At 55.4% G+C, this 23,789-nt stretch carries 35 protein-coding genes and 1 pseudogene; 12 read left to right on the top strand and 24 right to left on the bottom strand.

Annotation, left to right across the window (positions count from 1 at the left end; translation table 11 throughout):
* Window positions 1–9: 9 nt before the first annotated feature.
* The 9 genes from NQ559_RS11475 (at window position 10) to traN (ending at window position 6,690) form a co-directional block, all read left to right on the top strand.
* A complete protein-coding gene (locus tag NQ559_RS11475) occupies window positions 10–369 on the top strand; it encodes a DUF3876 domain-containing protein (protein ID WP_018697535.1) in 360 nt (119 codons plus the stop codon).
* Window positions 359–793 carry a hypothetical protein gene (locus NQ559_RS11470; RefSeq protein WP_018697536.1) on the top strand — a complete coding sequence of 145 codons (435 nt, stop codon included), beginning with the start codon at window positions 359–361 and terminating at the stop codon, window positions 791–793. The genes NQ559_RS11475 and NQ559_RS11470 overlap by 11 nt, the downstream gene beginning before the upstream one ends.
* A 96-nt stretch (window positions 794–889) precedes the next feature.
* Window positions 890–1,972, top strand: a complete 1,083-nt coding sequence (locus NQ559_RS11465; RefSeq protein WP_026318693.1) for a hypothetical protein — start codon at window positions 890–892, stop codon at window positions 1,970–1,972.
* A gap of 44 nt (window positions 1,973–2,016) precedes the next feature.
* Entirely contained in the window at window positions 2,017–2,646 is a 630-nt protein-coding gene (locus NQ559_RS11460; protein ID WP_018697538.1) for a DUF4141 domain-containing protein, read from the top strand.
* A 6-nt stretch (window positions 2,647–2,652) separates the two neighbouring features.
* On the top strand, window positions 2,653–3,729 hold the full coding sequence (gene traJ, locus NQ559_RS11455; RefSeq protein WP_018697539.1) for a conjugative transposon protein TraJ: 1,077 nt from the start codon (window positions 2,653–2,655) through the stop codon (window positions 3,727–3,729).
* A gap of 14 nt (window positions 3,730–3,743) precedes the next feature.
* Window positions 3,744–4,367, top strand: coding sequence for a conjugative transposon protein TraK (gene traK, locus NQ559_RS11450; protein WP_018697540.1), 624 nt, complete (start codon window positions 3,744–3,746; stop codon window positions 4,365–4,367).
* Window positions 4,357–4,572 carry a hypothetical protein gene (locus NQ559_RS11445; RefSeq protein WP_014774770.1) on the top strand — a complete coding sequence of 72 codons (216 nt, stop codon included), beginning with the start codon at window positions 4,357–4,359 and terminating at the stop codon, window positions 4,570–4,572. The genes traK and NQ559_RS11445 overlap by 11 nt, the downstream gene beginning before the upstream one ends.
* A 5-nt stretch (window positions 4,573–4,577) precedes the next feature.
* On the top strand, window positions 4,578–5,783 hold the full coding sequence (gene traM / locus NQ559_RS11440) for a conjugative transposon protein TraM (RefSeq protein ID WP_018697541.1): 1,206 nt from the start codon (window positions 4,578–4,580) through the stop codon (window positions 5,781–5,783).
* Window positions 5,784–5,790: 7 nt separating this feature from the next.
* On the top strand, window positions 5,791–6,690 hold the full coding sequence (traN, locus tag NQ559_RS11435) for a conjugative transposon protein TraN (RefSeq protein WP_018697542.1): 900 nt from the start codon (window positions 5,791–5,793) through the stop codon (window positions 6,688–6,690).
* A gap of 215 nt (window positions 6,691–6,905) precedes the next feature.
* Here the strand turns inward: traN and NQ559_RS11430 are convergent, their stop codons facing one another.
* Complete coding sequence (locus NQ559_RS11430) at window positions 6,906–7,127, bottom strand: DUF2795 domain-containing protein (protein ID WP_009596288.1); 222 nt, start codon at window positions 7,125–7,127, stop codon at window positions 6,906–6,908.
* 434 nt (window positions 7,128–7,561) lie between these two features.
* Here NQ559_RS11430 and fsa point away from each other — a divergent pair, with 434 nt between their 5' ends.
* A complete protein-coding gene (gene fsa / locus NQ559_RS11425) occupies window positions 7,562–8,218 on the top strand; it encodes a fructose-6-phosphate aldolase (RefSeq protein WP_014774785.1) in 657 nt (218 codons plus the stop codon).
* Window positions 8,219–8,285: 67 nt separating this feature from the next.
* Here fsa and NQ559_RS11420 read toward each other — a convergent pair whose 3' ends face one another.
* The 12 genes from NQ559_RS11420 to NQ559_RS11365 all read right to left on the bottom strand — a co-directional run bounded on the left by NQ559_RS11420 (window position 8,286) and on the right by NQ559_RS11365 (window position 17,546).
* Window positions 8,286–8,564 carry an HU family DNA-binding protein gene (locus NQ559_RS11420; RefSeq protein WP_009596283.1) on the bottom strand — a complete coding sequence of 93 codons (279 nt, stop codon included), beginning with the start codon at window positions 8,562–8,564 and terminating at the stop codon, window positions 8,286–8,288.
* A 167-nt stretch (window positions 8,565–8,731) separates the two neighbouring features.
* Window positions 8,732–9,439 carry a nucleotidyl transferase AbiEii/AbiGii toxin family protein gene (locus NQ559_RS11415; RefSeq protein WP_026318694.1) on the bottom strand — a complete coding sequence of 236 codons (708 nt, stop codon included), beginning with the start codon at window positions 9,437–9,439 and terminating at the stop codon, window positions 8,732–8,734.
* On the bottom strand, window positions 9,394–9,720 hold the full coding sequence (locus tag NQ559_RS11410) for a DUF6922 domain-containing protein (protein WP_014774786.1): 327 nt from the start codon (window positions 9,718–9,720) through the stop codon (window positions 9,394–9,396). Before NQ559_RS11410 ends, NQ559_RS11415 begins: the two co-directional genes overlap by 46 nt.
* 320 nt (window positions 9,721–10,040) lie before the next feature.
* Window positions 10,041–10,331: a DUF4120 family protein gene (locus NQ559_RS11405; protein ID WP_018697545.1), complete on the bottom strand. Its 291-nt coding sequence runs from the start codon at window positions 10,329–10,331 to the stop codon at window positions 10,041–10,043.
* Between the two features lie 24 nt (window positions 10,332–10,355).
* Window positions 10,356–10,715 (bottom strand): hypothetical protein, encoded by a 360-nt coding sequence (locus NQ559_RS11400; protein ID WP_018697546.1) that lies wholly within the window; start codon window positions 10,713–10,715, stop codon window positions 10,356–10,358.
* Between the two features lie 114 nt (window positions 10,716–10,829).
* Complete coding sequence (locus NQ559_RS11395; RefSeq protein ID WP_259802576.1) at window positions 10,830–11,393, bottom strand: hypothetical protein; 564 nt, start codon at window positions 11,391–11,393, stop codon at window positions 10,830–10,832.
* A complete protein-coding gene (locus NQ559_RS11390; protein WP_014774788.1) occupies window positions 11,390–11,932 on the bottom strand; it encodes a hypothetical protein in 543 nt (180 codons plus the stop codon). The genes NQ559_RS11395 and NQ559_RS11390 overlap by 4 nt, the downstream gene beginning before the upstream one ends.
* 69 nt (window positions 11,933–12,001) lie before the next feature.
* Entirely contained in the window at window positions 12,002–13,057 is a 1,056-nt protein-coding gene (locus NQ559_RS11385; RefSeq protein WP_018697547.1) for a hypothetical protein, read from the bottom strand.
* An 11-nt stretch (window positions 13,058–13,068) separates the two neighbouring features.
* Window positions 13,069–13,899, bottom strand: coding sequence for a DUF4121 family protein (locus tag NQ559_RS11380; RefSeq protein ID WP_018697548.1), 831 nt, complete (start codon window positions 13,897–13,899; stop codon window positions 13,069–13,071).
* Between the two features lie 68 nt (window positions 13,900–13,967).
* Window positions 13,968–14,957, bottom strand: a complete 990-nt coding sequence (locus NQ559_RS11375; RefSeq protein WP_018697549.1) for an ArdC family protein — start codon at window positions 14,955–14,957, stop codon at window positions 13,968–13,970.
* Between the two features lie 70 nt (window positions 14,958–15,027).
* Window positions 15,028–17,103, bottom strand: coding sequence for a ParB/RepB/Spo0J family partition protein (locus tag NQ559_RS11370; RefSeq protein WP_018697550.1), 2,076 nt, complete (start codon window positions 17,101–17,103; stop codon window positions 15,028–15,030).
* A gap of 98 nt (window positions 17,104–17,201) precedes the next feature.
* On the bottom strand, window positions 17,202–17,546 hold the full coding sequence (locus tag NQ559_RS11365; protein ID WP_154654086.1) for a hypothetical protein: 345 nt from the start codon (window positions 17,544–17,546) through the stop codon (window positions 17,202–17,204).
* A 1,070-nt stretch (window positions 17,547–18,616) separates the two neighbouring features.
* Here NQ559_RS11365 and NQ559_RS11360 point away from each other — a divergent pair.
* Together NQ559_RS11360 and NQ559_RS11355 are read left to right on the top strand one after the other, a co-directional pair.
* On the top strand, window positions 18,617–18,958 hold the full coding sequence (locus tag NQ559_RS11360) for a hypothetical protein (protein WP_015545962.1): 342 nt from the start codon (window positions 18,617–18,619) through the stop codon (window positions 18,956–18,958).
* Window positions 18,959–19,149: 191 nt separating this feature from the next.
* Window positions 19,150–19,326 (top strand): BF3379 family histone-like protein, encoded by a 177-nt coding sequence (locus NQ559_RS11355; protein WP_009597166.1) that lies wholly within the window; start codon window positions 19,150–19,152, stop codon window positions 19,324–19,326.
* A 107-nt stretch (window positions 19,327–19,433) separates the two neighbouring features.
* Here the strand turns inward: NQ559_RS11355 and NQ559_RS11350 are convergent.
* The 11 genes and pseudogenes from NQ559_RS11350 to NQ559_RS11300 all read right to left on the bottom strand — a co-directional run.
* Window positions 19,434–19,949 (bottom strand): annotated as a pseudogene (locus NQ559_RS11350) (ATP-binding domain-containing protein); the annotation flags it as partial.
* 280 nt (window positions 19,950–20,229) lie between these two features.
* On the bottom strand, window positions 20,230–20,565 hold the full coding sequence (locus NQ559_RS11345) for a hypothetical protein (RefSeq protein ID WP_229096103.1): 336 nt from the start codon (window positions 20,563–20,565) through the stop codon (window positions 20,230–20,232).
* Between the two features lie 13 nt (window positions 20,566–20,578).
* Window positions 20,579–20,875 (bottom strand): hypothetical protein, encoded by a 297-nt coding sequence (locus tag NQ559_RS11340; RefSeq protein WP_026318695.1) that lies wholly within the window; start codon window positions 20,873–20,875, stop codon window positions 20,579–20,581.
* A gap of 52 nt (window positions 20,876–20,927) precedes the next feature.
* Window positions 20,928–21,350, bottom strand: a complete 423-nt coding sequence (locus NQ559_RS11335; protein WP_018697553.1) for a hypothetical protein — start codon at window positions 21,348–21,350, stop codon at window positions 20,928–20,930.
* Between the two features lie 17 nt (window positions 21,351–21,367).
* Complete coding sequence (locus NQ559_RS11330; protein WP_018697554.1) at window positions 21,368–21,583, bottom strand: hypothetical protein; 216 nt, start codon at window positions 21,581–21,583, stop codon at window positions 21,368–21,370.
* Window positions 21,584–21,595: 12 nt separating this feature from the next.
* Complete coding sequence (locus tag NQ559_RS11325) at window positions 21,596–22,033, bottom strand: hypothetical protein (RefSeq protein ID WP_018697555.1); 438 nt, start codon at window positions 22,031–22,033, stop codon at window positions 21,596–21,598.
* Window positions 22,034–22,038: 5 nt separating this feature from the next.
* Window positions 22,039–22,356, bottom strand: coding sequence for an LPD28 domain-containing protein (locus tag NQ559_RS11320; RefSeq protein WP_014775032.1), 318 nt, complete (start codon window positions 22,354–22,356; stop codon window positions 22,039–22,041).
* A 48-nt stretch (window positions 22,357–22,404) separates the two neighbouring features.
* Complete coding sequence (locus NQ559_RS11315; protein WP_244062002.1) at window positions 22,405–22,704, bottom strand: hypothetical protein; 300 nt, start codon at window positions 22,702–22,704, stop codon at window positions 22,405–22,407.
* A 12-nt stretch (window positions 22,705–22,716) separates the two neighbouring features.
* Window positions 22,717–22,929: a hypothetical protein gene (locus tag NQ559_RS11310; protein ID WP_009596292.1), complete on the bottom strand. Its 213-nt coding sequence runs from the start codon at window positions 22,927–22,929 to the stop codon at window positions 22,717–22,719.
* A 6-nt stretch (window positions 22,930–22,935) separates the two neighbouring features.
* Window positions 22,936–23,589 carry a hypothetical protein gene (locus tag NQ559_RS11305; protein ID WP_018697200.1) on the bottom strand — a complete coding sequence of 218 codons (654 nt, stop codon included), beginning with the start codon at window positions 23,587–23,589 and terminating at the stop codon, window positions 22,936–22,938.
* Entirely contained in the window at window positions 23,586–23,786 is a 201-nt protein-coding gene (locus tag NQ559_RS11300) for a hypothetical protein (protein ID WP_018697201.1), read from the bottom strand. The genes NQ559_RS11305 and NQ559_RS11300 overlap by 4 nt, the downstream gene beginning before the upstream one ends.
* Window positions 23,787–23,789 lie beyond the last annotated feature (3 nt).

The following is a 23,789-nucleotide window of genomic DNA, read 5'->3' as shown; positions in this document are numbered from 1 at the left end:
CTTCCTGTTATGAAACAGTTGCTTTGGATATGCGCCGGTATCCTGCTGACATTGGCCGCCGTGCTCGGAGCTTTCCGCCTCTTCTACGATTACGAATACCGCAAAATCCGTCCCTTGTGCGGCGAATGGCATTCGACGCTCGACGATACGCGGCTGGTGATCGAGCCGTGCGGTGATAAATTCCGGATCACCATCACGCACCGCAGCACGTCCGAAACGCACCTCCTATACTACAAGGATTGCGTCTATTATACGGCCTACGGCGGATGCCGGGTCGATCTCTTTTACACGCCCCCGGCCGATGCACTGCTCCTCGTGCCGGGCGACGCTTTCAAACGAACCTCAAAACTCAAAAACAATGAACAGTAACCAACCGACACCTGCGTCGGCCGTAGCGGCCCTTCAGCAGGAGATCAGAACCCGCACCGAAGTTATCCGCACCTTGGCGGACCTTCGGGAACAACTCGACGCCGACCGTATCTGCGGAGCGTGGCTCTCGGCGGAAAACAACCTCTCGGCCTCGATACGCCGCATCGGCGAGGGCATGTGGCGCATCCTCGTTTTCGACCACGCGCTCTGCTACAAACGCCTCGTACAGGACGGCATCATCTCACTGCGCCGTCACCGCCTCTGGCTCGGGGCCGATGACGGTAACCGCGTGATCTACGATGCTTCCACCGAGACACTCACCATCGGCTGTTACGGACGTTTCGTTCCGGAGGACTGCATCCGGCGGCAGGAAGACGACGCAATCAGTGCCGAAGCGTGCGACTTCAACGAACCGGCCGAATAATGGAGCGTCATTCGGTATTTCCGGGCTGCCCCAGCAAGCAGGGGCAGCCCTTCGGCGGACTCCGCCTACAATTATACGTCCTCAAATCCGACGGTTATGGAATGGAAAGATAGGATCGCGCAGTTATTCCGCCGCAAACCGGACTGGGAAAGGGAACATCGACGCACGCTCATTGCCCGTCATGCTGAAAACCTGCTCCGGGAACGGGATATACGCAGTATGACGGATCTCGTGCGACGGCACCGGAAATCGGATCTGACCATTGCCGGAATCGGGCTGACAATGAATACAGCGACATCCCGCTTTCTCAGGACGCCCGAAGATGCGGCCGGAAAAGATATGCTGGAGCTGATGGAGGCCCTGCGCGGAACGCCGCTTGCGAAAAAGATCGGACGGCGCCTCGCGGACGTTCCGGCAGACACCGCCCACTCCCTGCACGGCCTGCTGGCCATGCACACCTTTCTTTTGGATGCCTATCTGGAGCAGCATCCCGACAGCGGGCTCCGGCAGCCGAAGATAGACGAGGTGCAGGCAGCGGCGCATATCGTAGACCGGCAGTTTCGCGCCGAGACATTCCGCGAGCTGCGCCATCTGGCAGAAACGAGCGGACGTTATATGCCCTCCTGTTACGTCGTACGCCTCTACGACTGGGACGCCGACATGGAGCGGTTGCAAGAGATGCGCGGGCGGCTGGACGGCCCGGCATGTCCGGAAGAGCCGCAACAGGTTCAGCAGCTCCGGGAGTGGATATGGAAGGCCGAGAACCGCATGGTGCGGAAAGCCGAGAGGATATTGGAAAGCGATCCGGAAATTCCCCTGCGGCAAACTTACATCGAGAAACTCGATGCCGAGTTGCAGACGTTGGGATGGTTCGCACGCTTCCCGGAAAAGATCGACAGCCCCTACACCAACCGGCAGCTGCTCGACAAATACGGTATCGAACCGGATAATCCCCGCGAAAAGCAATTCCGGCAGGTCGAAAAAGCCTTCCGGGAATTGGATGCACGGCTCGTACGTATAACCGGGCGGCAGCCCTATGCGGACAATCTGTTCGACTTCCTGCGGCAGAAAGAAGCCAAGCAGGAGAAACATGCTTCCGGGGTACGGCGTCAGGAGATCGTCCCAGTACGGAAAGAAAGTACCGAGCCGCAGGCTCTGGGCCGTCGGATAAAACGATGATGTCCGCCTTCGGGCAAAATATCCTAAAAAATACATTCAATTCAATGAAGCAGAAAATCATTATGCTGTGTCTGTGCCTCGTCTGCACGGGCCTCAGCACATACGCCCAGTGGGTCGTCTCGGATCCTACGAACCTCGCGCAGGGCATCGTCAACTCCACCAAGCAGGTCGTCGAAGCCGCCAAGAACGGCCAGACCATGTTGCAGAGCTTTCAGGAAACCGTGAAGATTTATGAGCAGGGCCGCAAATACTACGACGCCCTGAAATCCGTCAGCAACCTCGTCCGCTCGGCCCGCAAGGTGCAACAGTGCATCCTGCTGGTCGGCGAAATCTCGGACATCTACGTAGACGGGTATCGTCGGATGGTCGGCGACGAGAACTTCACGCCCGCAGAGTTGGCTGCCATCGCCGCAGGCTACGCTAAAATCATCGAGGAGTCGGCCGGGGAATTGAAAGAGTTGCAGGATATCGTGAATCCTACGGACATGTCGCTGACGGACAAAGACCGTATCGACGTGGTGCAGCGTGTCTACGGCGTTTTGCGGCGCCACCGCGACCTGGCGCGCTACTACACGCGCAAGAACATCTCCATATCCCTGCTGCGGGCCGCCCGGAAGCGGGACATGGAGGGTGTGCTCTCATTGTACGGAACCGACGAACAACGTTACTGGTAGCCGACGATGGTACACATGCTTTCCCTTACGGACAATCTGCATACGATTCTCCGGGTGCTTTACGACGACATGATGGCGCTGTGCTATCCGATGTCGCAGGTCGCAATGGCCATCGCAGGGATCGGGGCGCTGCTTCACATCGCCTACCGCGTCTGGCAGTCGATGGCCCAAGCCGAACCGATCGACCTCTTTCCCCTTATGCGGCCCTTCGCCATCGGCATCTGCATCCTGTTCTTCCCGACGCTCGTGTTGGGAAGCCTGAACGGCATACTTTCACCCCTGGTAAAGGCGACGCATTCGCTGATGGTCGGGCAAACACTCGACATGGAACAATGGCAGGAGCGGCGTGAGCGGCTCGAACTCGAAAGCCGCGAGCAGATGCCCCCGGACAGCTACTATGCCGAAGACGAGGAGATGGAACGCGAACTGAATGAACTGGGACTCGACGACCAGACGCAGCAGGCCCTCGATCGTATGAATGAACAGCGTTCCTCATGGTCGGTCAAAGGGATCATCTTCAAATGTCTGGCGTGGGTACTCGAACTGCTCTTCGCCGCGGCGAGCGTTATCCTCGACGTGCTGAGGACCTTTTACCTGATCGTCCTCTCGCTGCTCGGCCCGATCGCTTTCGCCATCTCCGTGTTCGACGGTTTTCAATCCACCCTGACGCAATGGCTCACGAAGTATGTCTCGATTTACCTGTGGCTGCCGATCTCGGACCTTTTCTCGGCGATCATCGCACGTCTGCAAACCCTTTCGATGCGCCACGACGTCGACCTGATGGCCGGAGGCTACAACTGGTATGTGGACTGGTCGAACAGCCTGAATCTGATCTTTATGCTCGTGGCCGTGTGCGGATATCTCTGTATCCCCTCGATCGCCTCGTGGGTCGTGCAGGCAAACGGATTCGCCGCCTACAACAAAACCGTCTCGAAGATGACCTCGCTCGTAAGCGCCGGAGCCGGATGGACGGCCGGCAAAGCATGGGCCGGAGCAAAAGGCGCCGGCTCGGCGGCATTATCGGGCGGTAAGGCCGTGGGGCGTGGTATCATGAACGGCGCCCGGCTTATTTTCCGAAAATAAAATGACTCGTTATTATGGAATTCAAGTGTTTAACGAACATCGAAACATCCTTTCGGCAGCTGCGCATGTACGCTTTCGTCTTCGCCGGAATCTGCGCCGTCGTAACCGTGGCGGCAGTCTGGATGTCCTACTCCTTCGCCGAGCGGCAGCGGCAGAAGATCTACGTGCTGGACAACGGCCGCTCGCTGATGGTGGCGCTCTCGCAGGACCTCGCGCAGAACCGTCCCGTCGAAGCCCGCGAACACGTGCGGCGCTTCCACGAGCTCTTCTTCACCCTCTCGCCCGACAAGGCGGCCATCGAGTCCAATGTCGGACGCGCCTTGCAGATGGCCGACAAAAGTGCCTTGTCCTACTACAAGGTCTTGCAGGAAAAGGGATTCTTCAACCGCCTGATCGCCGGAAACGTCTCACAGATGGTAAAAGTGGACAGCATCCGCTGCAATTTCGACCGCTATCCCTACGAGGTTACGACCTTTGCCCGGCAGCGCATCCTGCGCGAAAGCACCGTCACGGAGCGGTCGCTCGTCACGACGTGCCGTCTGGTGAACGTTTCCCGCTCGGACAACAACCCGCAGGGCTTCATGGTCGAGGCGCTGAACATCGTCGAAAACAAAGACCTCGCGACCTATGACCGCTAAACCGCACTCCCTGCGCTGCCGCATCCGCTGGATGCGGCGGTCGCTGCGACGCCGGCATGACGCGCTCGCACCCCGCATCCGGGAGCGGATCGTACTCGCGGCGCTCGTCCTGCTGCTGCTCCTTTACCTTTGGCTCCTGTTCGCTATGGACATGGTACCGGAGCTGGAGATCGGGCATCCCGAATTATTACATCCAAAACCGTAAACGTTATGACAGAAAACAAGAATCCGGGAAACGACCCCTCGGCGGAGTTCGAACGGCTGCGCAAGCGCAAGGTGCTGCTCTTCGCGGCGATCCTCGGATGTATATTCCTCGTCGCGATGTGGCTTATATTCCGACCTGCGCCCGTCAAGCCTCAAGAAGGGGCCGCGGGGATCAACACGTCGGTTCCGGACGGCAAGGCGCAGGCCACCGTCAGCGACAAACGCAAAGCCGCGGAACAGCTCCGCAGCGAGGAGCAGCAGCAGAGACGCATGATGACACTCGGCGACAACTCGTTCTCGCTGCTGGACGACGGGCTCAAACCTGCCGAGGAGCCTGCACCGGCGGACAACCCCGCACTGCGGGCCTCCGAGGCCAACCGGGCCATGCAGCGGCAGGTGCAGGGCTTCTACGCCGCTCCGCAGCGCAATACCGAAGTCGAAGCCCTGAAAGAGCAGGTCGCAGCCCTGCAATCCCAGCTTGACGCTGAACGGCAACAGCCCGATCCGCTGGAGCTGGCCGAGGAGCAGTACAAGCTCGCCCGGAAATATCTCGGTGGCGGAACGGCCGTAGGTGAAGAAGCTGTTGAGCAGGCAAAGCAGCGGAAGGATTCGCGCCTGTCGGTCATGCGCCCCGTTCGGGAGGGTGAGGTCGAAGCCTCGACGCTCGACCCTCGGGCGGATTTCACCGTCGAGCGCAACCTCGGGTTTCTCACGGCGGCAGGTGGTGTCGCGCATGCCGATATTCCAAGCGTCAAGGCCTGTGTCGCTCAGACGCAGGTTATACGTGCCGGGAGCACCGTGCAGTTGCGGCTGCTGGAAGCCGTGCGTATCGACGGAGTGACCATCCCCCGTAATACGCCGCTATACGGTCTTGCGACAATCTCCGGAATGCGGCTGCAAGTCACGGTGTCGTCCGTCGAATACGGCGGGCGGATCTTCGCCGTCGAAGCCGTGGCTTACGATTTCGACGGACAGCCGGGGCTCAACGTCCCGAACTCCCGCGAGCGGACGGCCCTCAAAGAGGCGCTGGCGTCTGTCGGGCAGACAGCCGGCACGAGCGTAAACGTCACCCGTTCGGCCGGGCAGCAGGTCCTTTCGGAGCTGGCGCGCGGAGGATTGCAGGCTTCGTCGCAGTATGTCGCCGGGAAGCTCCGCGAGGTGAAGATAACCCTCAAAGCCAACCATCAGCTATTATTGATTTCAAAAGAATAGAACACACATGAAAAGAGACCTTATTTATCTGACCCTGATTGTTTCCGCAATCTGGGCCGCACACGCTACGGCGAAGGCCGTGCAGGACGAGCCGCAGCAGATCGAACCCCGAAAGATCGAAGCGGGATTCACCAAGACTGTACACATCCTCTTCCCGTCGCCCGTCACGTATATCGACATCGGCTCGATGGACATCATAGCAGGCAAGGCCGACGGGGCCGAAAACGTCGTGCGGGTGAAGGCGGCCGTGCGGAATTTCGCAGCAGAAACAAACCTGACGGTCATCACCGAAGACGGCGGATTTTTCACGTTCGATGTCCACTATGCCGAGAACCCGGTTGTCTCGACCCTCAATCTTACAGTGCAGGAACCGCAGACGGAAGGTGTGAAGAAACCGGCTGCCGCAGACGATCCGCAGCCGACGGCTTCCGAGGGCCTGGTGCTGCTGCGCGAAGTAGGCCGCGAAAAGCCCGCAACCGTAAAACGCATGTTGAGCGACATATACCGCCAAAACCGTACGGACGTGAAGGGCATTCGTGCGAAGAAGTACGGCATTGAAGTCGAAGTGTTGGGGATTTACGTGTTCAATGACGTGATATACATTCACACCTGCATCTCGAACGACACGAACATCTCCTTCGAGGTGGATGCGCGGCGGTTCATCGTAGCGGATCGCAAACTCGCCAAGCGTACGGCACAACAGCAGACATCGCTCGAAATCCTGCGCGTATGCAACGATCCGGCAGTTGTAAGGGGGCACCAGCGTCAGCGGACGGTATTCGCGCTGCCCAAGCTTACGATCCCCGACGACAAGGTGCTTTTGCTGGAAATCGTCGAGAAAAACGGAGCCCGCCATCAGATGGTGGAGATACCCGCAGGGGAATTGTTGGATGCGAAACTCCTGTAAAGAGACAGGCGGTCGAACCCGATGCGGAAGTTTTTATGCAGCAGTGGGAATATTTCGAATCCGTGCGGCGATCTTACAGGAGCACTTTGCAAGAGGATATTCAGACGTGGTTCCGCACGCTGCGGCTCTGAAAGGCTGTTCGTTTCCGAACAATCAGACACCCCGGTACGGTTTTCAGACCGTACCGGGGTGTCTTTCATGCAGCTTGAGGAAACTCAATATTCATCTTCGTTGAAGAAGAAATCGTCCTTGGAGGGGTAGTCGGGCCAGATGTCTTCGATAGATTCGTAGATTTCACCCTCGTCTTCTATCTCCTGCAGGTTTTCGAGCACTTCGAGCGGCGCACCCGAACGTACTGCATAGTCGATGAGTTCATCTTTCGTTGCGGGCCAGGGGGCATCTTCGAGTTTCGATGCCAGTTCAAGTGTCCAATACATGATTCGGTAAAGTTTTATCTCTCTGAATTTTCCGGAAAAACAAGGCTTTTCCTTACAGGGATGCAAAGGTAAAGCAAAAAAACGATGCCCGCAAACGGAACGATCCCCACGGCCTACATTCCGGACGTTCGAATGTCCTAACATCCGATTTCTACGGATGTGTCCGGCGTATAGGACTATGCGGTATCCCGGGGAGAAGAACCGAAAATCGCAACGAGAATTCCGATCCCCGCAAAGGTTCGTGAATCCGAACCGGAGATATGTCGCCGCCCGAGGTATCCGGGAAGACAGCATGCCGTCGTACAGCCGCCGACGGACTTTTTCCAGACACTGACAGCGTCGTAAAGAATTTCCGCAATGTAAAATCGGATATTATCCGGTATAACCTATATGGAATTTTCGTATCTTTATGGAAACCTAAAACCTATCGAACCATGAAATTCTTCATCGACACAGCCAATTTGGAGCAGATTCGCAAGGCGCATGAACTGGGCGTTCTGGACGGCGTAACGACCAATCCTTCTCTGATGGCCAAAGAGAACATCCGGGGTACGGAGAACTGCAACCGTCATTACGTTGAAATCTGCAACATCGTCGAAGGGGACGTGAGCGCCGAGGTCATAGCCACCGACTTCGAAGGAATGGTGCGAGAGGGTGAGGCGCTGGCGGCACTGCATCCCCGCATCGTCGTGAAACTGCCCTGCACGGCCGCAGGAATACGGGCCGTAAAATACTTCGCGGCGAAGAATATCCGGACGAACTGCACGCTGGTATTCTCCGTGGGGCAGGCGCTGTTGGCGGCAAAGGCCGGAGCGACCTATGTGTCTCCGTTCGTGGGACGTCTCGACGACATTTCCGAAGACGGCGTGGCATTGGTAGCCCACATCGTGAAGGTCTACCGCACCTATGGTTACAAAACGCAGGTGCTGGCCGCTTCGATCCGTCATACGCAGCATATTATCCAGTGTCTCGATGCGGGGGCCGATGTGGCGACATGCCCCCTTGCGGCAATCGAAGGGCTGCTCAGACATCCGCTGACGGACAGCGGGCTGGAGAAGTTCCTCGCAGACCATGCACGCCTGAATGCCTGACGGGTCACCGGCAGCGATAAAACGGCAACGCCCCGATTCGAACATCCGAATCGGGGCGTTGTGGCAATCATTTCTTTTCCAAAAGCCGCTGGAAGGCGGGAGAAGGCTTAAATGCAGGAATGTCGTGTGCCGGAATTTTGATCGTCGTATTCTTCGTAATGTTACGCGCCGTCTTTTCTTTGCGATGCTTAATCAGGAACGTACCAAAACCGCGGAGGAAAACGTTTTCCTTGCGGATCTGTGCGGCTCGCACCTCTTCCATGAAACCTTCCACGACGGCTAAAACGGTCACGGCTTCGACGCCCGTTTCCTGGGCGAGTTGCTTTACGATATCTGCTTTGGTCATTTTTGTAAGTTTTTGTCCGACAAAGATAAACAAACTTCCGAACTGAAAAAAGCCCATCGACAATCCGATGATTATACCAACAGGTTTATTGTATTGCCGCAGAACGGCGCATCGTGATATTAGAAAATAAAAATCCGGGTTCGGACATTTTTAACATGGATACGGATTCATCTCTTCCGGCCCCGTTTCATAGAGGTCGTATCCTTGTCCTCCGCTACGGGAAGTTTCTGTTCTTTTAACGGCCACTGCGAAAAAATATGCTCTTGGCGGACTGTCATCTCTTTCAGTCGTCGGGCGATCTGCTTCCAGTCGTATTCGAAATTCAGCATGACGATATCCTCGCCGAAGTCGATATCATCGAAATATGTGAGTGCCTTGAACGGGCGGATGACATTTGCCTGCGGAAATTTTCGTTCGTAGCATTTGAGCATCTCATAAAACGGGATGCGGGTGGACAGACAGGCGATATCCACGAAATCTTTGAGCCGCGAACCGTCGTCGGCTATCGCAGACAGCTTCATGGCGACGATATCCTCGATGCTGTATAAACGGATTCCGGATTCCGCATAGGGCTGCCGGAGATATGCATATTTGTGAGCTATGCAGTCGATCTTAACGCCGTCGATCATGCCTTTCAGCGTGTCGGGGCGCCTGAAGGCCGTTTGGAATCCGTATCGCTGCGAAAGAAACGCTTCGAGTTCCCCGGCGTCGAACGACTCCGGAGTGAACAGATCCAGATCGACACTCACACGATGCCCCAGATATAAGGCCAAAGCCGTACCTCCGGCCAGATTGAACGCCGCAAGCCGGGGCTCGGTCTCCAACTGTTTCAACAACCCAAGTGTCTGCGGCGCAACTGTCTGCGTGTGTAACATCTCAATTCCTCTTTTTTAAGGCCGAAAGCCGTACATACGAAATTCATATCCTGCGCCGAGAGTGTCGGAACCTCTTTGATGATTTCCCGGAAGCCTTCGATGCCTCCGTAGAGGTCGAACGCCGCGAAGTAGTCCCGGAGCCATCCCCGCTCTATGATGCGCTGCACGACGACCTTACGCGAACGCTGCCAGTCGAACTGCGTCAAGTCATAGTCCCAAAGTAATGTCTTTGAGACCTTGCAGCAGCCTTTATTTCGGATATAGTCATCGAATATGGTCATGAGCCGGAGTTCGTTTCGTTTTACAAAGATACGGATAAGCCGAGAGTAAACCAAAACTTGTTTTGAGTTTACCGAGGCGGAGTATCTTCGGCGAAGCCAAATATACGAATTATCCTGATGATATGCAATTTCCGTGCTTTGTCCGGCACACGTCTTCAAGAGTTGTGTCTTGTCGCTCGTCATTCGTCGCAGCAGACACGGGACAAATCGGATATACACTCCCCGACGAAGGTCGGATACGGTGGTACGGACATCTCCGAACCGATTGTCCCTGTCTGCAGCATAGCGCAAAATTTTCATACGCATAAATAACCGGTTTTTCAGGTGTGGGTCGCCCAGCCGTGAAAGGGACGGTCGATAAAACAGCACGACCGATCCGGACATCCATGATAAACCAATCCGCCGACAACGCCCAGACTTCCGTCGGGATAGCGTTCCTTGAAGAGGAACGAATAGGGCGCGAAGTCCCTGTAAAGTTCGATCTGGCACGGATGATGGGGATTTTGCTCCCAGCGTTCGAGCCGTTGCAGACACTCTTCGAGCGTCTTGTCGCCGATACTCTCGGCGTATTGCACTACCTTATCGTAGTGCTCCTGACACATGATTTTCATAATAATCAAATCTTAGAATTTTGTTTATTTCCCCATTTCGGGGTGTTGTTCCAGAAAGACGATCCGCTGTCGGATATACCGCAGCAGCGGCTCTCCGTCGCCGACAGATTCCATAATGTTGTTCGTTCCGCCAATATCCTTCAGCACTTTCAATGAGAAAGAATTGTGTATCTGCCCCGAATCGAACTGCAAGTCGTGTCCGGACTCGGTAAAGGTGATGCAGACAGGTCTTCCCCGCTTCGTTCTGCCGAAAACCGTGATAGCACCACGCAGGTCTGTCGGATAGAACCCGTCGTTGTTCTCCCAGTCGATCTCAGGAGTCAGGCGGGCGATCTCCGCCATGACCGGCCGAAGCAGCCCTTCCGTCCAATGCGGATCATTCAACCGCTCCCGTTCTTGCTTCAGATGTTCAATCTCCCGATCGATCTCCTTGCGGCGCTTGTCGCACTGCGTTTTATGCAGGCGGTAGCGCGTAATGATATTCTCAATAGCATTATATTATGCATACCAACTGCACCGCAGGGGCTGCCCGTCCCATTTCCACGCAGTACGGTATGAGTCGATGCGGATATAATTTTTCGACAGACGGTGCGTATGGGTCTTGCCCTTGAAAACATCGGGCAGCGGGACGGTCGTTCCGCACATATAGCCGTCTTCGGTAGTTCGCTGGTCGAGCTGCCGCAGGTCTACCGCGCTGCCGCGGATCGCTATGACCTGATAGAAGTCGATATTGGTCTGCTCCCAGCCCCACGACGAGTAGAGGATGTCGCCGACGCGCAGCGAACGTCGGAACTCCTCACTCGACCGCGCTACGGCTTCGTCATGGCGCCGGAAGCGCTCGGCCTCCTGCCGGATACGCTCCATAGCCTTGTCGTATTCTTCCGGGGTGTGGGCCTTGTAGACATACCGGGGGGGGCGCTTCATCCCCGGTGTCCATGCCGCGATACAGCGGCCGTTACGGCCCTGAAACCGGACAAGCGAGATGTTATAGATCAATTCGGGAGCGAAGCCCGTCCCCTGCGCGAGACGCGCGGCGTTCTTGTTGATGCGATAGGTTTTCATTGTATTTCGGATTTAGGGTTCGTTTCTTCTTCGACGATTTGGAACTTGTCGGGATTCCAGCCCTTTGCGAACAGCGCGGCCTGCGCGTCGAGGACGCTCGGAAAGATGCGGCGCCTCTGCCGCGAAAAAGAGATGTATCCGACATAAATACGCCGCACAGGGCTTCTTTGATATTCGAGGTGGCAGCGGCACGGAACGGGCCGATAGTGCAGGAAGCCCCGCATGCGCAGCAGCAGGCCACGTTCGTACTCCTTGTCCTCGCGGCAGCGTTCCCACGCCTCGTATTTGTCGATGCCGTCGGTCAGCAGCGTGTAACCGACAGCCCGGTCATAGCGGGTTCGGCCCTGCCAAAGGCCCTTGAAAAAAAGCGACAGCAGTTCCAGTTCGAGCGTCGGACGGCCTTTCGTGCGCAGCGTTTCTGTCAGGGATACGACCTCGTCGTAACGGAAGTCGAGCGGGCGGATGTTGTTCGCCGCCATGCGCACCATCACCCGCAGGTCGGGGGTAATAGTGATACGTGTTATAATCTGATAGCTCATAATGATATGCAATTAAAAGACCGCAGCTTTAGGGCTGCGGCCTGATTTGACAATACGTGAAGTGTCGTGTTATTTCGGATTGGTCGTGTCCCGGAGCTTCAATCCGAAATCGCCGCAGGCCGTACGCAGATCTTCGCTGAACTTGCTGCTCTCGCAATAATAATCGCCCATCCGTCCGGCCAACTCCTGCAGATCGCTGTCTGTAATCGTCGCAGTATCGTATCCGTGTCTTTCGAGTACCGCACGGTTCAGAAAGGCGATGTCGAACTCCGCATTCGGATCGTCCTTGTTCGGAACGCTTTGCAGCTTCTCAGCGGTGAACCTGTAAATCTCGTCGAGGAACTCCTTCTCCGTCCAGTCCGTATCCTCATGCTGCCGGGAGAACTCGTCGCCCCAGGCAATGAGCGTCGCGGCCGTATCGCGGGAGTTGTCCGAGGGCCGGAATTTCCTGCGCCCAGCTTCATAGGCGATATCGACCAGCACCTCGGCATAGTCGCGCAGGGACACATTGCCCGGAAGCGCTGTGGACTGCCTTTTCATAAAGGCAGTAATGGCCTCGGCATAGATCCGAAGCTGCAAACGGTCGCGCTCCGCGGCGGCTTCGTCGCGGTTCAGCCCGAATTCCGGGGATTCATGGCCATCGAGGAAGTTCTGCAATTCACCCAGCCGGAAAACGTCGTAGCGCGTAGGATATTCCGGCAGGCAGCGTTCCACAAAATCTTCCGTAAGATCGCTTGTCGTCTGCGGCGCAGCTTCGGCGGACGGGATGAAATCGTATTCTTCCAGCCATTCGACGATGCCTTGCAGGGTATCGCAGGAGAGATTTTCAAGCGCAAGCGGGAAATCATCTCCATCCCCGCCGTCCATCAGGCAGACGGGCGTCAGCCCGTCCTCACAAAATTCGAGGGAGATTACATTGCGACAAAGGCCGTCGTGTTCGATTGTAAGAGGCGACTCATAATACTCCTCGTAGGCGAGGCCGTCCGTATCTGCCAGCCGCTCGCGGTCTATCGCATCGGCCTGATAGGTTCCCATGCGCCCTTGCCGGCTGGCGATGACCGAGCGGATCACACCGATCTGATAAGTGCGCAGTTTTTCGAGTGTTTCTTTGTTTTTAATAGTCATAGAGAATCAAGTTATTTATAAGAAAATTCCGGTCTGACGAAATAGCAGACCGTGGTGTGCCGCCCGTGATCCTTGACGAGTTTTACGGGTTGGGGCGCGTTGTAGATGCGCCGCTCTGTAACGGGAGCATCGAGCACATCCCACCCCTCTTGCGATACGGCGGTCTGCTCATCCCGATAGCACCAGACGATGACGGATTTCGGGCCGGGAGCCGCAAATACGGTTCCTTCGTAATCGGAGAGAAAACGTTGGAACTCCTCCTCTGTCCGGAACGAAATGCAATCGCCCCAGTAAAGATCGCTGCTTCGGCACTCCGTATCCTTGTAAAGGCTGATCTTGCGCCATTTCTCGGTCGAGAAATCGCCGTAAAGCGATTCCGGTTCCCGGTATTCCCACAACGGCACCTCGGCGCAGAACCGGACGACTCCGTTGCCGCAGGCGCCGCAATGTCCCCAAGCACAGAAATCCCCCGGCACAGCACCGGAAGGCTTCAGCTCTTGCGGCATCACGGCTGTAAAAGGCCCGCCGCTGACCGCGCAGCCGATGCCGCCGGCTGTCGCCCACACGAAAGGCACGTAAGGGCACAGGCAGATCGAGCGCGTTCCATCTTCACGGACAGCCTCGATCAGGGCATTGCCGTGGAAATCACCGTGGCGCGTGGTATAGCGCACCCGGTCGCCGACCTGCGGGACACGTGGGTTGCGGGTACGTTCGATATGACGCACCAAAGCATTGGCGGCATCTACATCCGCCTGCGTCAGGTGGTGTTCATGGTCGTAAAGCGTATTCATCGACAGCAGCGTTTCGCAGCTGTACCGATCTTCGGCTTTGGATTGTTGCATATTGCTGATAATGAAAGCGCCGCGGCCTTTCGGCCGCAGCGCAGGTTAAACGATCTGTTTTACGTGTTTTAGGCCGCTTCGGCCGGAATCGCTCCCGGGGTTTCCGGCTCCTGTTCGCAGGCCAGCCGTTCGGAGATCATCCGCGCGGCACGGTTCACGTCCGTGAGGATGTCGAACAGGTAGGTCGGCTCTTTATGGAACTCCGCCAGCCAGTCCTTGATATAGGCGGCGCTCTCCTCGCGGGGCGTCGTGGCAAAGCCCAGCATCGCACCGCACAAAGCCGCCGTAAGTTCGGCGACCAACTCTTCGCGGATGTAGTCGGCATCTCTGTAGCAAGCGCCAAAAGGACGGTTCAGACGCTCCGCATGCCCCGTACTGTGCGTGACCTCGTGAAGAAGCGTGGTCCAAAAGGCCGCACTCTCCGGAAACTGCCGTTTTTCGGGGCAGACGATCCGGTCGAGCGTCGGCGAATAGGACGCCCTGTTGCCGGATCTGAGCAGGATGGGACAGAGCCACGACTGCTCCGCCAGCATCCGATCGAGCACCTCGCATGTCAGACCGTCCGAGTAGTCTTTCTGTTCGGTCGGTGTCGTAAGCGAGGAATATCGCTCCGGATGCCGCTCCTGCATATCCGTCTGGTCGATGTTGAAGACCGGGTAATAGCGCATCACGGGCAGCACGTCGTATTGCCGCCGCTGCTCCTGCGGCAGGCGGTAGTATTCCGCCAACTCAATCTTCTTACGGGTCTCTTTGTGGCGGATATAGAGTTTCCAGAAGAAGACCGGAAACGAACCGGAGCCTTTGAGGATATTCAACCCCTCTTCCTTGGCTTGTTTGAAGGTCATAAAGAGCGGCGTACGGTAGCCTGCGATCTCCGAGAGGAACAGCAGCATCAGGATATTCCCGCCCCGGTAGGGCGTGCCGCGCAGGTTGCGCGGGAGTCCGTGCGCAAGATCGGCGATCCACGGCTTGCGCCACGTTTCGGTAAGCGTTTCCATCTTCTTTATCATCAGCTCCGTCAACTGCGGAGCGATCTTTTCAATCAGATTCTTGTTCATTGTTATAGTAATATAAAGACGGAGCAGGCATGACCTGCTCCGTCGGTTGGACATTTCGTTCGCGCTACCGTTATGCCGCCGTTTTCATCTCCTCCGGCATCCGGGTATCGGGTTCGATATCCGGGTCCATCGGAATAATCAACGGCTCCGGCGACGGCTCTGCGTCGGGCATCTCGTCCGGCAGCAGATCCGGGAGTTCCTCGGGCTCGAAGTCCGGAGCCTCCCGCATCGAGACCGCCATCTCCTCGGCCTCGGCCTTCGCCTGCAAGGCGTCAATCTGCTCCTGAAGCCGGGCTTTGCGCTTTTCGTATGTTTCCAGATACTGTTGTTGAACGGCTTGGCTCTGTTCCGCAAAGTTCAGATCTGCAAAGCGGCACATCATTCCCGTCAGGAGCGTTTCGTCCGTACAGCGGTACTCCGGAGCCGCCGAACGGAAGTAGTCCACCAGAAACGCACGGATCAGCGCCGCCTGCTGCTTGGCCGTAATGCGTCCCGCAGCGGCGAACTGCTCCTCGTCGGTCAGGTAAGAGCCCTCCTTGGGCCGGAAACCGCACTGACGGAGTTTCGAATCGCTCATTACGCGCTGCATCACGGCGTAGTAGAACATCTGCTGCTCCTCTTTCTGCAAGGGCTTGTTAGCAACCTTCACATCGAGGAAGACACGCTTCATATCGGTCGTGATATGTTCGTAGCAGATTTCCCGGTAGCGACGCTCCTGTTGGAGCAGTCCCTCCAGCGGCGATGGCGGGACGACGGAGACAAAAACTTTGCGTTCATTGGACTGTCCCTCGTTTATTGTCACTTCCCGCTCTTCGTCCTCGATCTCTTCGTAGCGGAACTCGATATCGAGGTTGCCGATGATGGCGTATTTGCGCACCCGTCCTTCCGAGATGTCGAACTCCAACCGCTGAGTTTCTTCGGCAAACGCCGCCATTTCGGCTTCGTACTCTTCCTGAGCCTCGGAGAACTCCTCTTCCGATTCGAACTCTTCGGCCTGCGGAGCGTCGGGCATCTGAGGGCCTTTGTCGTAGTGATAAACGCTGTATTCCAGCTCTTCGACGTGATAGCCCTCCTGTTCGAGCGCTTCGAGCACCGCGACGGGCGTCGCGCCGTTCGTCGCCAGCGTCGTACGCGGATCGTCCTTGAGGAGTTTCACGGCCTTCAGTACGAGGTACTCGTCATTCTTGCGGAGCATGCACTCGCGGTTCTGGCAGCCTGCGCAGCCGTCTGCACATTCGTCCTTGAACAGCACCTGATTGGCCGTGTTGTGCTGGCAGGAAAGGCACTCCGTCTTATCGAAGTTATAGCTTTCCAGCTTGGTCATGTAACGCTCGTAGAGACGCCGGGCGATCTCCTTGATCCGCGCCGTCTTCCACGAGTTGTAGCACCCCTCGGCGAAATGATCGTCGTAGACCTCCTGCTGGATGTCGGCCGGATATTTGGCGATCTCCGTAGCGACGCCCACCGAAATCTCCTCCTTGTCGAGCATCCCGGCCAGGGCATCGATCAGCTCGCAGAGTTTCAGTCGCGAGCGGATGTAGGCTTCCGACTTGCCGAACTTGCCCACGAGGCTCTCGATCGTATGCCGTCCCGACTGCAGGGCCCGCTTGTAGGCGGCGGCCTCCTCGCGCGGCCGCACGTCCTCGCGCTGCAGGTTCTCCGTGATGGCGGCATCCTCGGCCTCGGCGTCCGACAAATCCCGTACCAAGGCCGGGATGAATTTCAGATTCGCCATGGCCGCGGCCCAGTAGCGGCGCTCGCCGTAGACGATCTCGAAGCCCTCGTCCTTCGGACGCACGCAGATAGGCTGCAGTACGCCCGACTGTTTGATGCTCTCGGCAAGTTCCAGCAGCGTATCCTCACGGAAGTTCTTGCGGGGATTGTAGGTCGAATTGACGATCTTGTTCAGATCCAGCAGCCGGACATCCGTCTCGGGATGGACTGCCGGTTGTTCGGCAGGACTGGTTTCTGCGACAGGATTCACAGCTCCGATATCCGTTGCCTGCGGTTCGGCGGGTTTCATGTCGGGACTCCCGGCTGCAACCGGGTCTTGCGCTTGCGCCGCAACGGCCTCGGAAACGGCCGGCGTCCGAACTGCGGTCTTACCGCTCTGCTTCGATTTCGAATTTGCTTTCGCAGTCTGCATAACATGTAACAGTTTTTACCGTGTGTCTCACGTGTTTTCTGCTCGCACGAATTTTATTGTTTTTATCGCGCAAGCAATGAATAATATGTTATGAGGCTTTATATCCCGAACGGATCGGTTGCCTCGGGAAGAGTCATAAGCCCGCGGCGCAGGCGCAGGGACGGAAAAATACCGCAGCCCCGGCGAGGATGATTTTTCCGCCCCGGAGCCGGAGAGGGAGGCCCGGCCGACCGGCCCGGGATTATCTTTCCCGGGGCAACCGGCAGGATAGGTAATTTCCATTTATCTTTGCCGTGACAAACATCGGAAGCAGCAGCTTCGATGTCATATTGAAACCCGTCATTTCTGGGTATAATCGGATCGAAGCATCCGGCAATATCCTGCATTCGGTCGGATTCATCTCCGTTTCCGGTATATATCTCCGGAAAATTTGCCGGTTCCATACGAACTGTTAATTTTGTAATAGATTCAGTTTATCGGAATGCGTAAATCGGTATTCATACTGCTAACGGTTTTCATGGCCTGCCTGCTCTGCAAGGAGTCGGAGAATATGCCGGGCACCTCTCGGAAATTCATGGATGAAACATTCCTAAACCGTGGGGAGGAGAATTTACTTGCCAGGCAATGGCAATGTGAATATATCTATTCCGATTTAAGTTTCACCAGTGTCTTGCCGGAGGCCAAAAAGACACGCTCGACCGTATCCATGTTCCGGCACGGAGCCCATGGGCGCTTGCGTGCCACGGTTTTATCAATGTGTTGCGTCACATACGGGATTTCGGGCGTCGCAGGACTCGCAGCAAGGGTACACGGAAAAGGTTTCGTGGCCGGCCTACATGCCGTAGACTATTACGTCTATCGCCTGCACCGGCTCATTATTTAGCCATATGGCAAGAAGACTCGCAAAGGCCGGGTAAAAACATGGAATGTCCGGAAAACGGGAAAGTTGTATGTCCTGTTTTCGGGGGAATAAAATGCCCGGCTGTCTCGCGCTCGAAATTCGTTTTTTATACGTGTCGCCCCGATGCATATACGATAAATATCGCTCCGGACGGCTCTGTTCTTTCGGAGAATCCTAAAGATGGAGATTTACGATGTACCGATATGCTGACGCGTTCCGTTGTTCACGACGGAATTTTTTATGTTTTGAAGAGAGCTGTCGTGATCTCACACAACGGCCTGTACGGGTAGATGAAAAGTGTCTTTGGAGGGAGTTTTCGGTATTCCCATATGACGGTATAAACACTCCGGACACCGTTTCCCAACAGTATCCGGAGCTGACAAAATTGTGCTTGCGGTATTTTGCACAGGATAAAAATACGGATTCTTTTCGAAAGCAGCAAGCCGTGCCCCGGTTTTTCAGCTTCCGGCGGTTCATCCTCGAGAATTTGCGTTTCTTATATCGCCGCCCGTTTTAGCAATTTTTCCCGCGGGCCGATATTCGGTTTGTATATTTTAATAGACCGAAAATAATTATTTTGGAGTCCTGAAAAACATAATCTCCGAAAGCTGTATGGTAGAATTGGATAAAAGCCAAAAGAAAATTGCCCGAACACTCATAAGCCGGGCCTTGGAGCGTGAATGCTGTACCTTTCTGGCGAAACTCAAACGACTCCTGCAGGATGAAAAAGCGCAGTCCTGCCATGAGAAATATTTGGAAATATATAAGAGCATACAGACATTCGACAAAGATATAAGTCGTCAGTATGACGGTCTGAACGGCTCCCGCTATGCTTTGACGGTATTCAGCCTTTTCTATAACGGAATCCTTACGGAGAAGGATCTCTCGGAATTCGACGACAGAACCCGGGAAGCGTTCTTGGAGCACAGACGGCAGTGGAATCTGGAGTTGTAAGCCGGCAGCACGGACATATACCGCATATGAACCCGGCATGCAGAACCCGAAGGAGCCTCGCAGAAAAATTCTTTCGGGAATGGAATGCCGTGCACCGAGGGAACCGGCCGAAAAAAATAGCATCACAAAGCTGTTTTTGTGAAAAAATATCTATTTTTGGATCGTGTTAAACTACTAAATTCCATACGACCATGAATGAACTGGTAAAGACTATCGACGAGCTGTATGCGGCATTCAAGACCGACGCAGAGCTTCAGGCGGGAAAAAACAACAAAGCTGCGGGACTGCGCGCCCGTAAGGTGTCGCTGGAGCTTGAGAAGAAACTCAAGGAATTCCGGAAAACGTCGCTTGCGGCAGCTGCCAAATAGCTCGTTTTCATCGCATGACGCAGGGTGTTCTTTCGAAGGACACCCTTTTTTGTCCCGGCGGTTTCGGCCTTACCGGCGGAGGAAATGACGGCAGCCCTGTCGAAGATTCAGCCCCGGAGTTTCCCGTCGGTCGTCAGGGAGGGATTCAACCGCTCCCGAAGGCTCGTATTGCGTTTCAGCACGGACACGTTGCGGACGGCATAAGCCAAGGCTTTCGCAGCACCGATCAGCACGCAGATCTTTTTGGTTCGGGTGATACCCGTATAGATCAGGTTGCGCTGGAGCATCACATAATGGGTCATCAGCACCGGCATGACCACGATCGGATATTCCGACCCTTGGGCCTTGTGGATCGTCGTGGCGTAGGCCAGCGTCAGTTCGTCGAGTTCCGTGACATCGTACTCGACCTTCTTGCCGTCGAAATCCACCGTCAGCATCCTGTCCTCCGTATCCACCTCACGGATATAACCCAGATCGCCGTTGAACACCTCCTTAGCATAGTTGTTGCGCAACTGCATCACGCGGTCGCCCTGTCGGTAGGTGTAGCCTCCGCGGCCGAGGCTCGGCCCCGAAGGATTCAATGCCTGCTGCAACAGCAGGTTCAGGTTCGCGGCGCCCACGACACGGCTGTCATTGTCGAAATATCGCACGGCCAGTGCCGCCATCTGGCGCGCCGTACGGTCGGGGATCAGGTATTGCGAAGCATAGACGCCCTTGCGGCGCTGCCTTTCGCACATTACGTCATAGGGCCAGTTATCGACGCCGTAGAGGAATGGCAGGTCATTGTGCTGCTGCCAATAATCGAGAATCTCCGGCAGCGTATCCGGCCAGTAGAAATTGCGCCGCAGATAGTAATTCTGAAGCGCATAGCGTTTTGTGATTCTTTCAAAGATTTTCATTGGATCAGGTTTTAGGGTTACTCTTCTGCCGCTGCGCCGCAATCCAGTCGGGATTCAGCGTCATACGCCAATCGGGATCGCCATTGCGGTAAGCGAGAAGTTGGGCTGCGTAATCGTGAGCCTCACGGGAATTTTGGGCCCGATAATGAAACATCCATTTCTGACCGCATCGGGGACATTCCCAGACGACCATCGTACCGGCAGAGGTCTCGGCAAGGCCCAGCATACAGGGCACTACGTTATAGTGCGGCGGTTCGAAACCACATTCATAACAGGTATAAATACCGCGGTTATAGCGTCCCTGCGGCGGAACGCGCAGGGACAAAGGAATATCGATCATATAAGTATATGGTTTAGGTGTTCGTATCTTCAGGCGAAGCCGCGACTCCGTCCTCTTGGCAATAGTCGAATTTCATCAGCTTTGCGACACGGGCGTACTCCTTATCGTAATACGTATCGTATTCCTTTTGATATTCCTCCTTGTAATGGGTTCCGCCGTCGGGATCGTCGGGGTCATCGGCTTCGACGAATGTTTCGAAAGGTGCACCGTGTGCGTTCAGCAGCCGTCCGACGGCCAGATCGCAGGCAATATCCATAATCGACGCGTTGATCGCGTCCTTATGGTTACGGTAATATTCGTGTAAATTCATGGTTTCGTTCATTAAAATGTTCTTGGTTTGAGTTATTGTATTTCTGCGGACATCAGGTCGGTGTCCGCAATGCAGATCGGGTTTGTTCCGGGTATTCATTGGGCAGACTCTTTCCGGATTCGGATTTGCTCCTCTGCGAATTGTCTGTTCCACCACGCCTCGCAGGCATCGACAAGCATTTGATACTTCTCTTCGGAAGGTTGTCCATGATGCAGTTTCCGTCTGCGGCCGAGTAAATCATAACCGTAGGATCTCCATTATTGTTTTCTATATCCAGTGGATATTCCGTTCCGGGAATTTGATAAGCAACATCTTCCTGATAGGTCGGATCGTTTGACAGTTCGTCGAGTTGACCGTCTGCACACAGCTCCTTGATCTTCTGGACTGCCGTTTCGAGATTCTCGGCTTCAAAACTGAAATACCGGCAATCTATGACAGTAATTTTTTGATTCCGATAAAATTCATAGCGTTTCATTGCGCGATTATTTGAGGTTAATACTTCGACACTTCCAGTCCTTTTTTCGTCATGCTCATCGAGAAGCCCGCCTCATGGAGCTGTTTCAGTACCGAAGCGTTGCTCTCATGGATAAGAAGCGGATAGACTTGGGAGTAGTTGTCGGCGATCGGTGTGTTGAACGACACCGTGATCCGGTTGTTCCGGGTGATGATTTCCAGCGCACGCCGGAAATCGGATTCCTGCATCTTCATTTGAATGTGTCTTTAACGTTTTTTGAATACGGGACGTAGTTCGCACGGAAAAACTTCGGCTTCCGAAGCCGAAGAACAAATCCGGATGATGTCATCGTCAGAGGGTTCCTCCACGTCGTCATTACCCGAACAGACGACACAACAACCGGACATTTCATAGTCGGGATCGCTCCGGAAGACACGCTGCCCGGGGTGAAAGACCTGCACGCGCGGCAGCTTCTCCCCGTCGAGGGTCTCCGGAAGAGCGATTACTTCCCGAACTGCAAGCCGGGGATGTTTGTCGAAATGCCAGTCTACCTCGGATTCTTCGCCGAGAGTCGTTTGAATCGCACTCAGAACCGTTCCGCATTGTTCGGAAACAAGACGTGCGGCTTCCTTGCCGGAAGCCGCACGCAGGGTAAAAGCCCCGTGGAAGGTATAACAGACCTTCAGTTTGAATTTTCGTCGCATAATGTTTAAGAGTTATTGTTTTCAGACCATTCGTCGACTGTCGTCGCGTCATAGATGCCGTACCGGCGTATTTCAGCGGACGCCTGTCCTTCCCGGAGCAGGGGCTGCCGGGAGACGAACGTTCCGGTGAAGTTTGCCAAAGCCAGCGGAACGAGCCACTGAAAATCGCTGCCACGGCCGCCCATAACCTCGCACGAGTGAAAATCGGCGGGAAGGGTTTCGGAATCGAGCCGAGATATGGTGAAAAGAGCCGGGATGCCGTTGATCTCAGCGTCGCGGAAATCCCTGATATCCGCGAAAGGAATGGATGATTCGTATGCCATGATATGGAAATGACGCCGCCCGCTCGTTGCGGAGCAGGCGGCAGGTTATTAAAGAAAGATTCGGTACCACGCTCCGAGCAGGTAGACGTTACCTTCCACATAGAGCGAGTATAAGTCCGTAGAGACAATCCGCAGGAACAGAGTCCTGTCGCCGTGCAGTTTCCCGATCTGACGCCGGAACGCCTCGGCGGGAAAGGGTTTGCGCGAGATGAACCGTCCGCGGATCTCTGCCTCCGAGGGGAGGTATTCGTACAAGCGGTAATTGAGCGCCAGCCAGCGAAGGATTTTGCGGCGGGTTTTCGCATCGTCCGTCCGCAGTGTGAAACGGTTGAAACAAAGATTGTTCATCGTAAATCGGAGTTAGTTCAGTGACAAGGCCTGACAGAAATAGTCCGTATAATCGAAGTCCAGTCCCAGCCCAGAACAGGCCGTTTCAAGATCGCCGTAGCACAGAGCCCCGGCATCCCGCAGTTCCCGCAGGTTGCGAAGTTCCGCGGTCAAATATTCCTCGGCGCGACGTTCGCCGCAGCGGCACGCAGTGCAGATATTTTCGATAATAATGTTTCGTTCCATAGTCGTTTAAGGTTTAGGTGTGAATTTATTGTCGGAGAGTGCAAGGAAATCGTCGAGCGTGCGGCACCGATAGTCCAAAGAGATCTTTTCGCTGTAATCCGTCTGCCGGATATCGAAAGTATAGGTCAGGCCGTTACGAATGATCTGGCCGTGACTTTTGTCATGAACCCAAACCACATCGGACAGAGCCTCCAACCGGTTGCGGTACCCGGTCATTTTGCGTTCGTTCTCCGCATCGATCCGTTCGAGATTCCGGAAACCCTGCGTGAGGTATTCCACCCAGTCGTCGATCTTCTTTTTGGTGAAGACCCCGATACGGTTCGGAGCGGTTTGTTTGTCGAAAGCCTTGCCGTAGGAGTAGTTGTCCGCATATCGGAAGAACGACCAATCGAATCGGAGGTCGTAATAGGGTTTTGGATAGAAATATTGGCGGACGAGAAACAGGATGCCGTTTCTTCGGAAACCGGTGCACGCCTCCTCGAAATAGTTTTTCAGGCTGTCCTCGGCATGTGTAACACGGTAGAACAAGGCTGCCTCCGGAACGAACTCCTGCACTGTTTCCAATACGGCCGATGCGCTTTGAATAGCCCGCTCTACGTTATCCTCGGCATTGGCGAGCAGCAGCTCGTCGAAGGTCGACTGATCGATCCACTTTCTCATCGCCGGGCCGCCTGCCTGCGGCAGGATTCAGTTTCCCGCAGGTCGTCGTTCAACGTCGGAATAAGGATCGTACACTCGGCATCGGGTCGTCCGAGGAAACATTTCACCTTTACCGATGCCTCCACGCCGTCCCGGGCGTAGGTCTTGAAACGGTAGTCGTAACCCGCCACCGCAATCTCGAATTTCTGATTCTTCATATT

It is taken from the genome of Alistipes onderdonkii, from assembly GCF_025145285.1.
GTDB classification, from domain to species: Bacteria; Bacteroidota; Bacteroidia; order Bacteroidales; family Rikenellaceae; genus Alistipes; species Alistipes onderdonkii.
The sequence above is the reverse complement of the archived record's forward strand: the minus strand, read 5'-3'. Positions and strand labels throughout refer to the sequence as shown.

Coding starts and splice junctions, on each gene's coding strand:
- NQ559_RS11475 (WP_018697535.1), top strand. CDS start 10: ATGAAACAGTTGCTTTGGATATGCGCCGGTATCCTGCTGACATTGGCC.
- NQ559_RS11470 (WP_018697536.1), top strand. CDS start 359: ATGAACAGTAACCAACCGACACCTGCGTCGGCCGTAGCGGCCCTTCAG.
- NQ559_RS11465 (WP_026318693.1), top strand. CDS start 890: ATGGAATGGAAAGATAGGATCGCGCAGTTATTCCGCCGCAAACCGGAC.
- NQ559_RS11460 (WP_018697538.1), top strand. CDS start 2,017: ATGAAGCAGAAAATCATTATGCTGTGTCTGTGCCTCGTCTGCACGGGC.
- traJ (WP_018697539.1), top strand. CDS start 2,653: ATGGTACACATGCTTTCCCTTACGGACAATCTGCATACGATTCTCCGG.
- traK (WP_018697540.1), top strand. CDS start 3,744: ATGGAATTCAAGTGTTTAACGAACATCGAAACATCCTTTCGGCAGCTG.
- NQ559_RS11445 (WP_014774770.1), top strand. CDS start 4,357: ATGACCGCTAAACCGCACTCCCTGCGCTGCCGCATCCGCTGGATGCGG.
- traM (WP_018697541.1), top strand. CDS start 4,578: ATGACAGAAAACAAGAATCCGGGAAACGACCCCTCGGCGGAGTTCGAA.
- traN (WP_018697542.1), top strand. CDS start 5,791: ATGAAAAGAGACCTTATTTATCTGACCCTGATTGTTTCCGCAATCTGG.
- NQ559_RS11430 (WP_009596288.1), bottom strand. CDS start 7,127: ATGTATTGGACACTTGAACTGGCATCGAAACTCGAAGATGCCCCCTGG.
- fsa (WP_014774785.1), top strand. CDS start 7,562: ATGAAATTCTTCATCGACACAGCCAATTTGGAGCAGATTCGCAAGGCG.
- NQ559_RS11420 (WP_009596283.1), bottom strand. CDS start 8,564: ATGACCAAAGCAGATATCGTAAAGCAACTCGCCCAGGAAACGGGCGTC.
- NQ559_RS11415 (WP_026318694.1), bottom strand. CDS start 9,439: ATGTTACACACGCAGACAGTTGCGCCGCAGACACTTGGGTTGTTGAAA.
- NQ559_RS11410 (WP_014774786.1), bottom strand. CDS start 9,720: ATGACCATATTCGATGACTATATCCGAAATAAAGGCTGCTGCAAGGTC.
- NQ559_RS11405 (WP_018697545.1), bottom strand. CDS start 10,331: ATGAAAATCATGTGTCAGGAGCACTACGATAAGGTAGTGCAATACGCC.
- NQ559_RS11395 (WP_259802576.1), bottom strand. CDS start 11,393: ATGAAAACCTATCGCATCAACAAGAACGCCGCGCGTCTCGCGCAGGGG.
- NQ559_RS11390 (WP_014774788.1), bottom strand. CDS start 11,932: ATGAGCTATCAGATTATAACACGTATCACTATTACCCCCGACCTGCGG.
- NQ559_RS11385 (WP_018697547.1), bottom strand. CDS start 13,057: ATGACTATTAAAAACAAAGAAACACTCGAAAAACTGCGCACTTATCAG.
- NQ559_RS11380 (WP_018697548.1), bottom strand. CDS start 13,899: ATGCAACAATCCAAAGCCGAAGATCGGTACAGCTGCGAAACGCTGCTG.
- NQ559_RS11375 (WP_018697549.1), bottom strand. CDS start 14,957: ATGAACAAGAATCTGATTGAAAAGATCGCTCCGCAGTTGACGGAGCTG.
- NQ559_RS11370 (WP_018697550.1), bottom strand. CDS start 17,103: ATGCAGACTGCGAAAGCAAATTCGAAATCGAAGCAGAGCGGTAAGACC.
- NQ559_RS11365 (WP_154654086.1), bottom strand. CDS start 17,546: ATGGAACCGGCAAATTTTCCGGAGATATATACCGGAAACGGAGATGAA.
- NQ559_RS11360 (WP_015545962.1), top strand. CDS start 18,617: ATGGTAGAATTGGATAAAAGCCAAAAGAAAATTGCCCGAACACTCATA.
- NQ559_RS11355 (WP_009597166.1), top strand. CDS start 19,150: ATGAATGAACTGGTAAAGACTATCGACGAGCTGTATGCGGCATTCAAG.
- NQ559_RS11345 (WP_229096103.1), bottom strand. CDS start 20,565: ATGATCGATATTCCTTTGTCCCTGCGCGTTCCGCCGCAGGGACGCTAT.
- NQ559_RS11340 (WP_026318695.1), bottom strand. CDS start 20,875: ATGAATTTACACGAATATTACCGTAACCATAAGGACGCGATCAACGCG.
- NQ559_RS11335 (WP_018697553.1), bottom strand. CDS start 21,350: ATGAAACGCTATGAATTTTATCGGAATCAAAAAATTACTGTCATAGAT.
- NQ559_RS11330 (WP_018697554.1), bottom strand. CDS start 21,583: ATGAAGATGCAGGAATCCGATTTCCGGCGTGCGCTGGAAATCATCACC.
- NQ559_RS11325 (WP_018697555.1), bottom strand. CDS start 22,033: ATGCGACGAAAATTCAAACTGAAGGTCTGTTATACCTTCCACGGGGCT.
- NQ559_RS11320 (WP_014775032.1), bottom strand. CDS start 22,356: ATGGCATACGAATCATCCATTCCTTTCGCGGATATCAGGGATTTCCGC.
- NQ559_RS11315 (WP_244062002.1), bottom strand. CDS start 22,704: ATGAACAATCTTTGTTTCAACCGTTTCACACTGCGGACGGACGATGCG.
- NQ559_RS11310 (WP_009596292.1), bottom strand. CDS start 22,929: ATGGAACGAAACATTATTATCGAAAATATCTGCACTGCGTGCCGCTGC.
- NQ559_RS11305 (WP_018697200.1), bottom strand. CDS start 23,589: ATGAGAAAGTGGATCGATCAGTCGACCTTCGACGAGCTGCTGCTCGCC.
- NQ559_RS11300 (WP_018697201.1), bottom strand. CDS start 23,786: ATGAAGAATCAGAAATTCGAGATTGCGGTGGCGGGTTACGACTACCGT.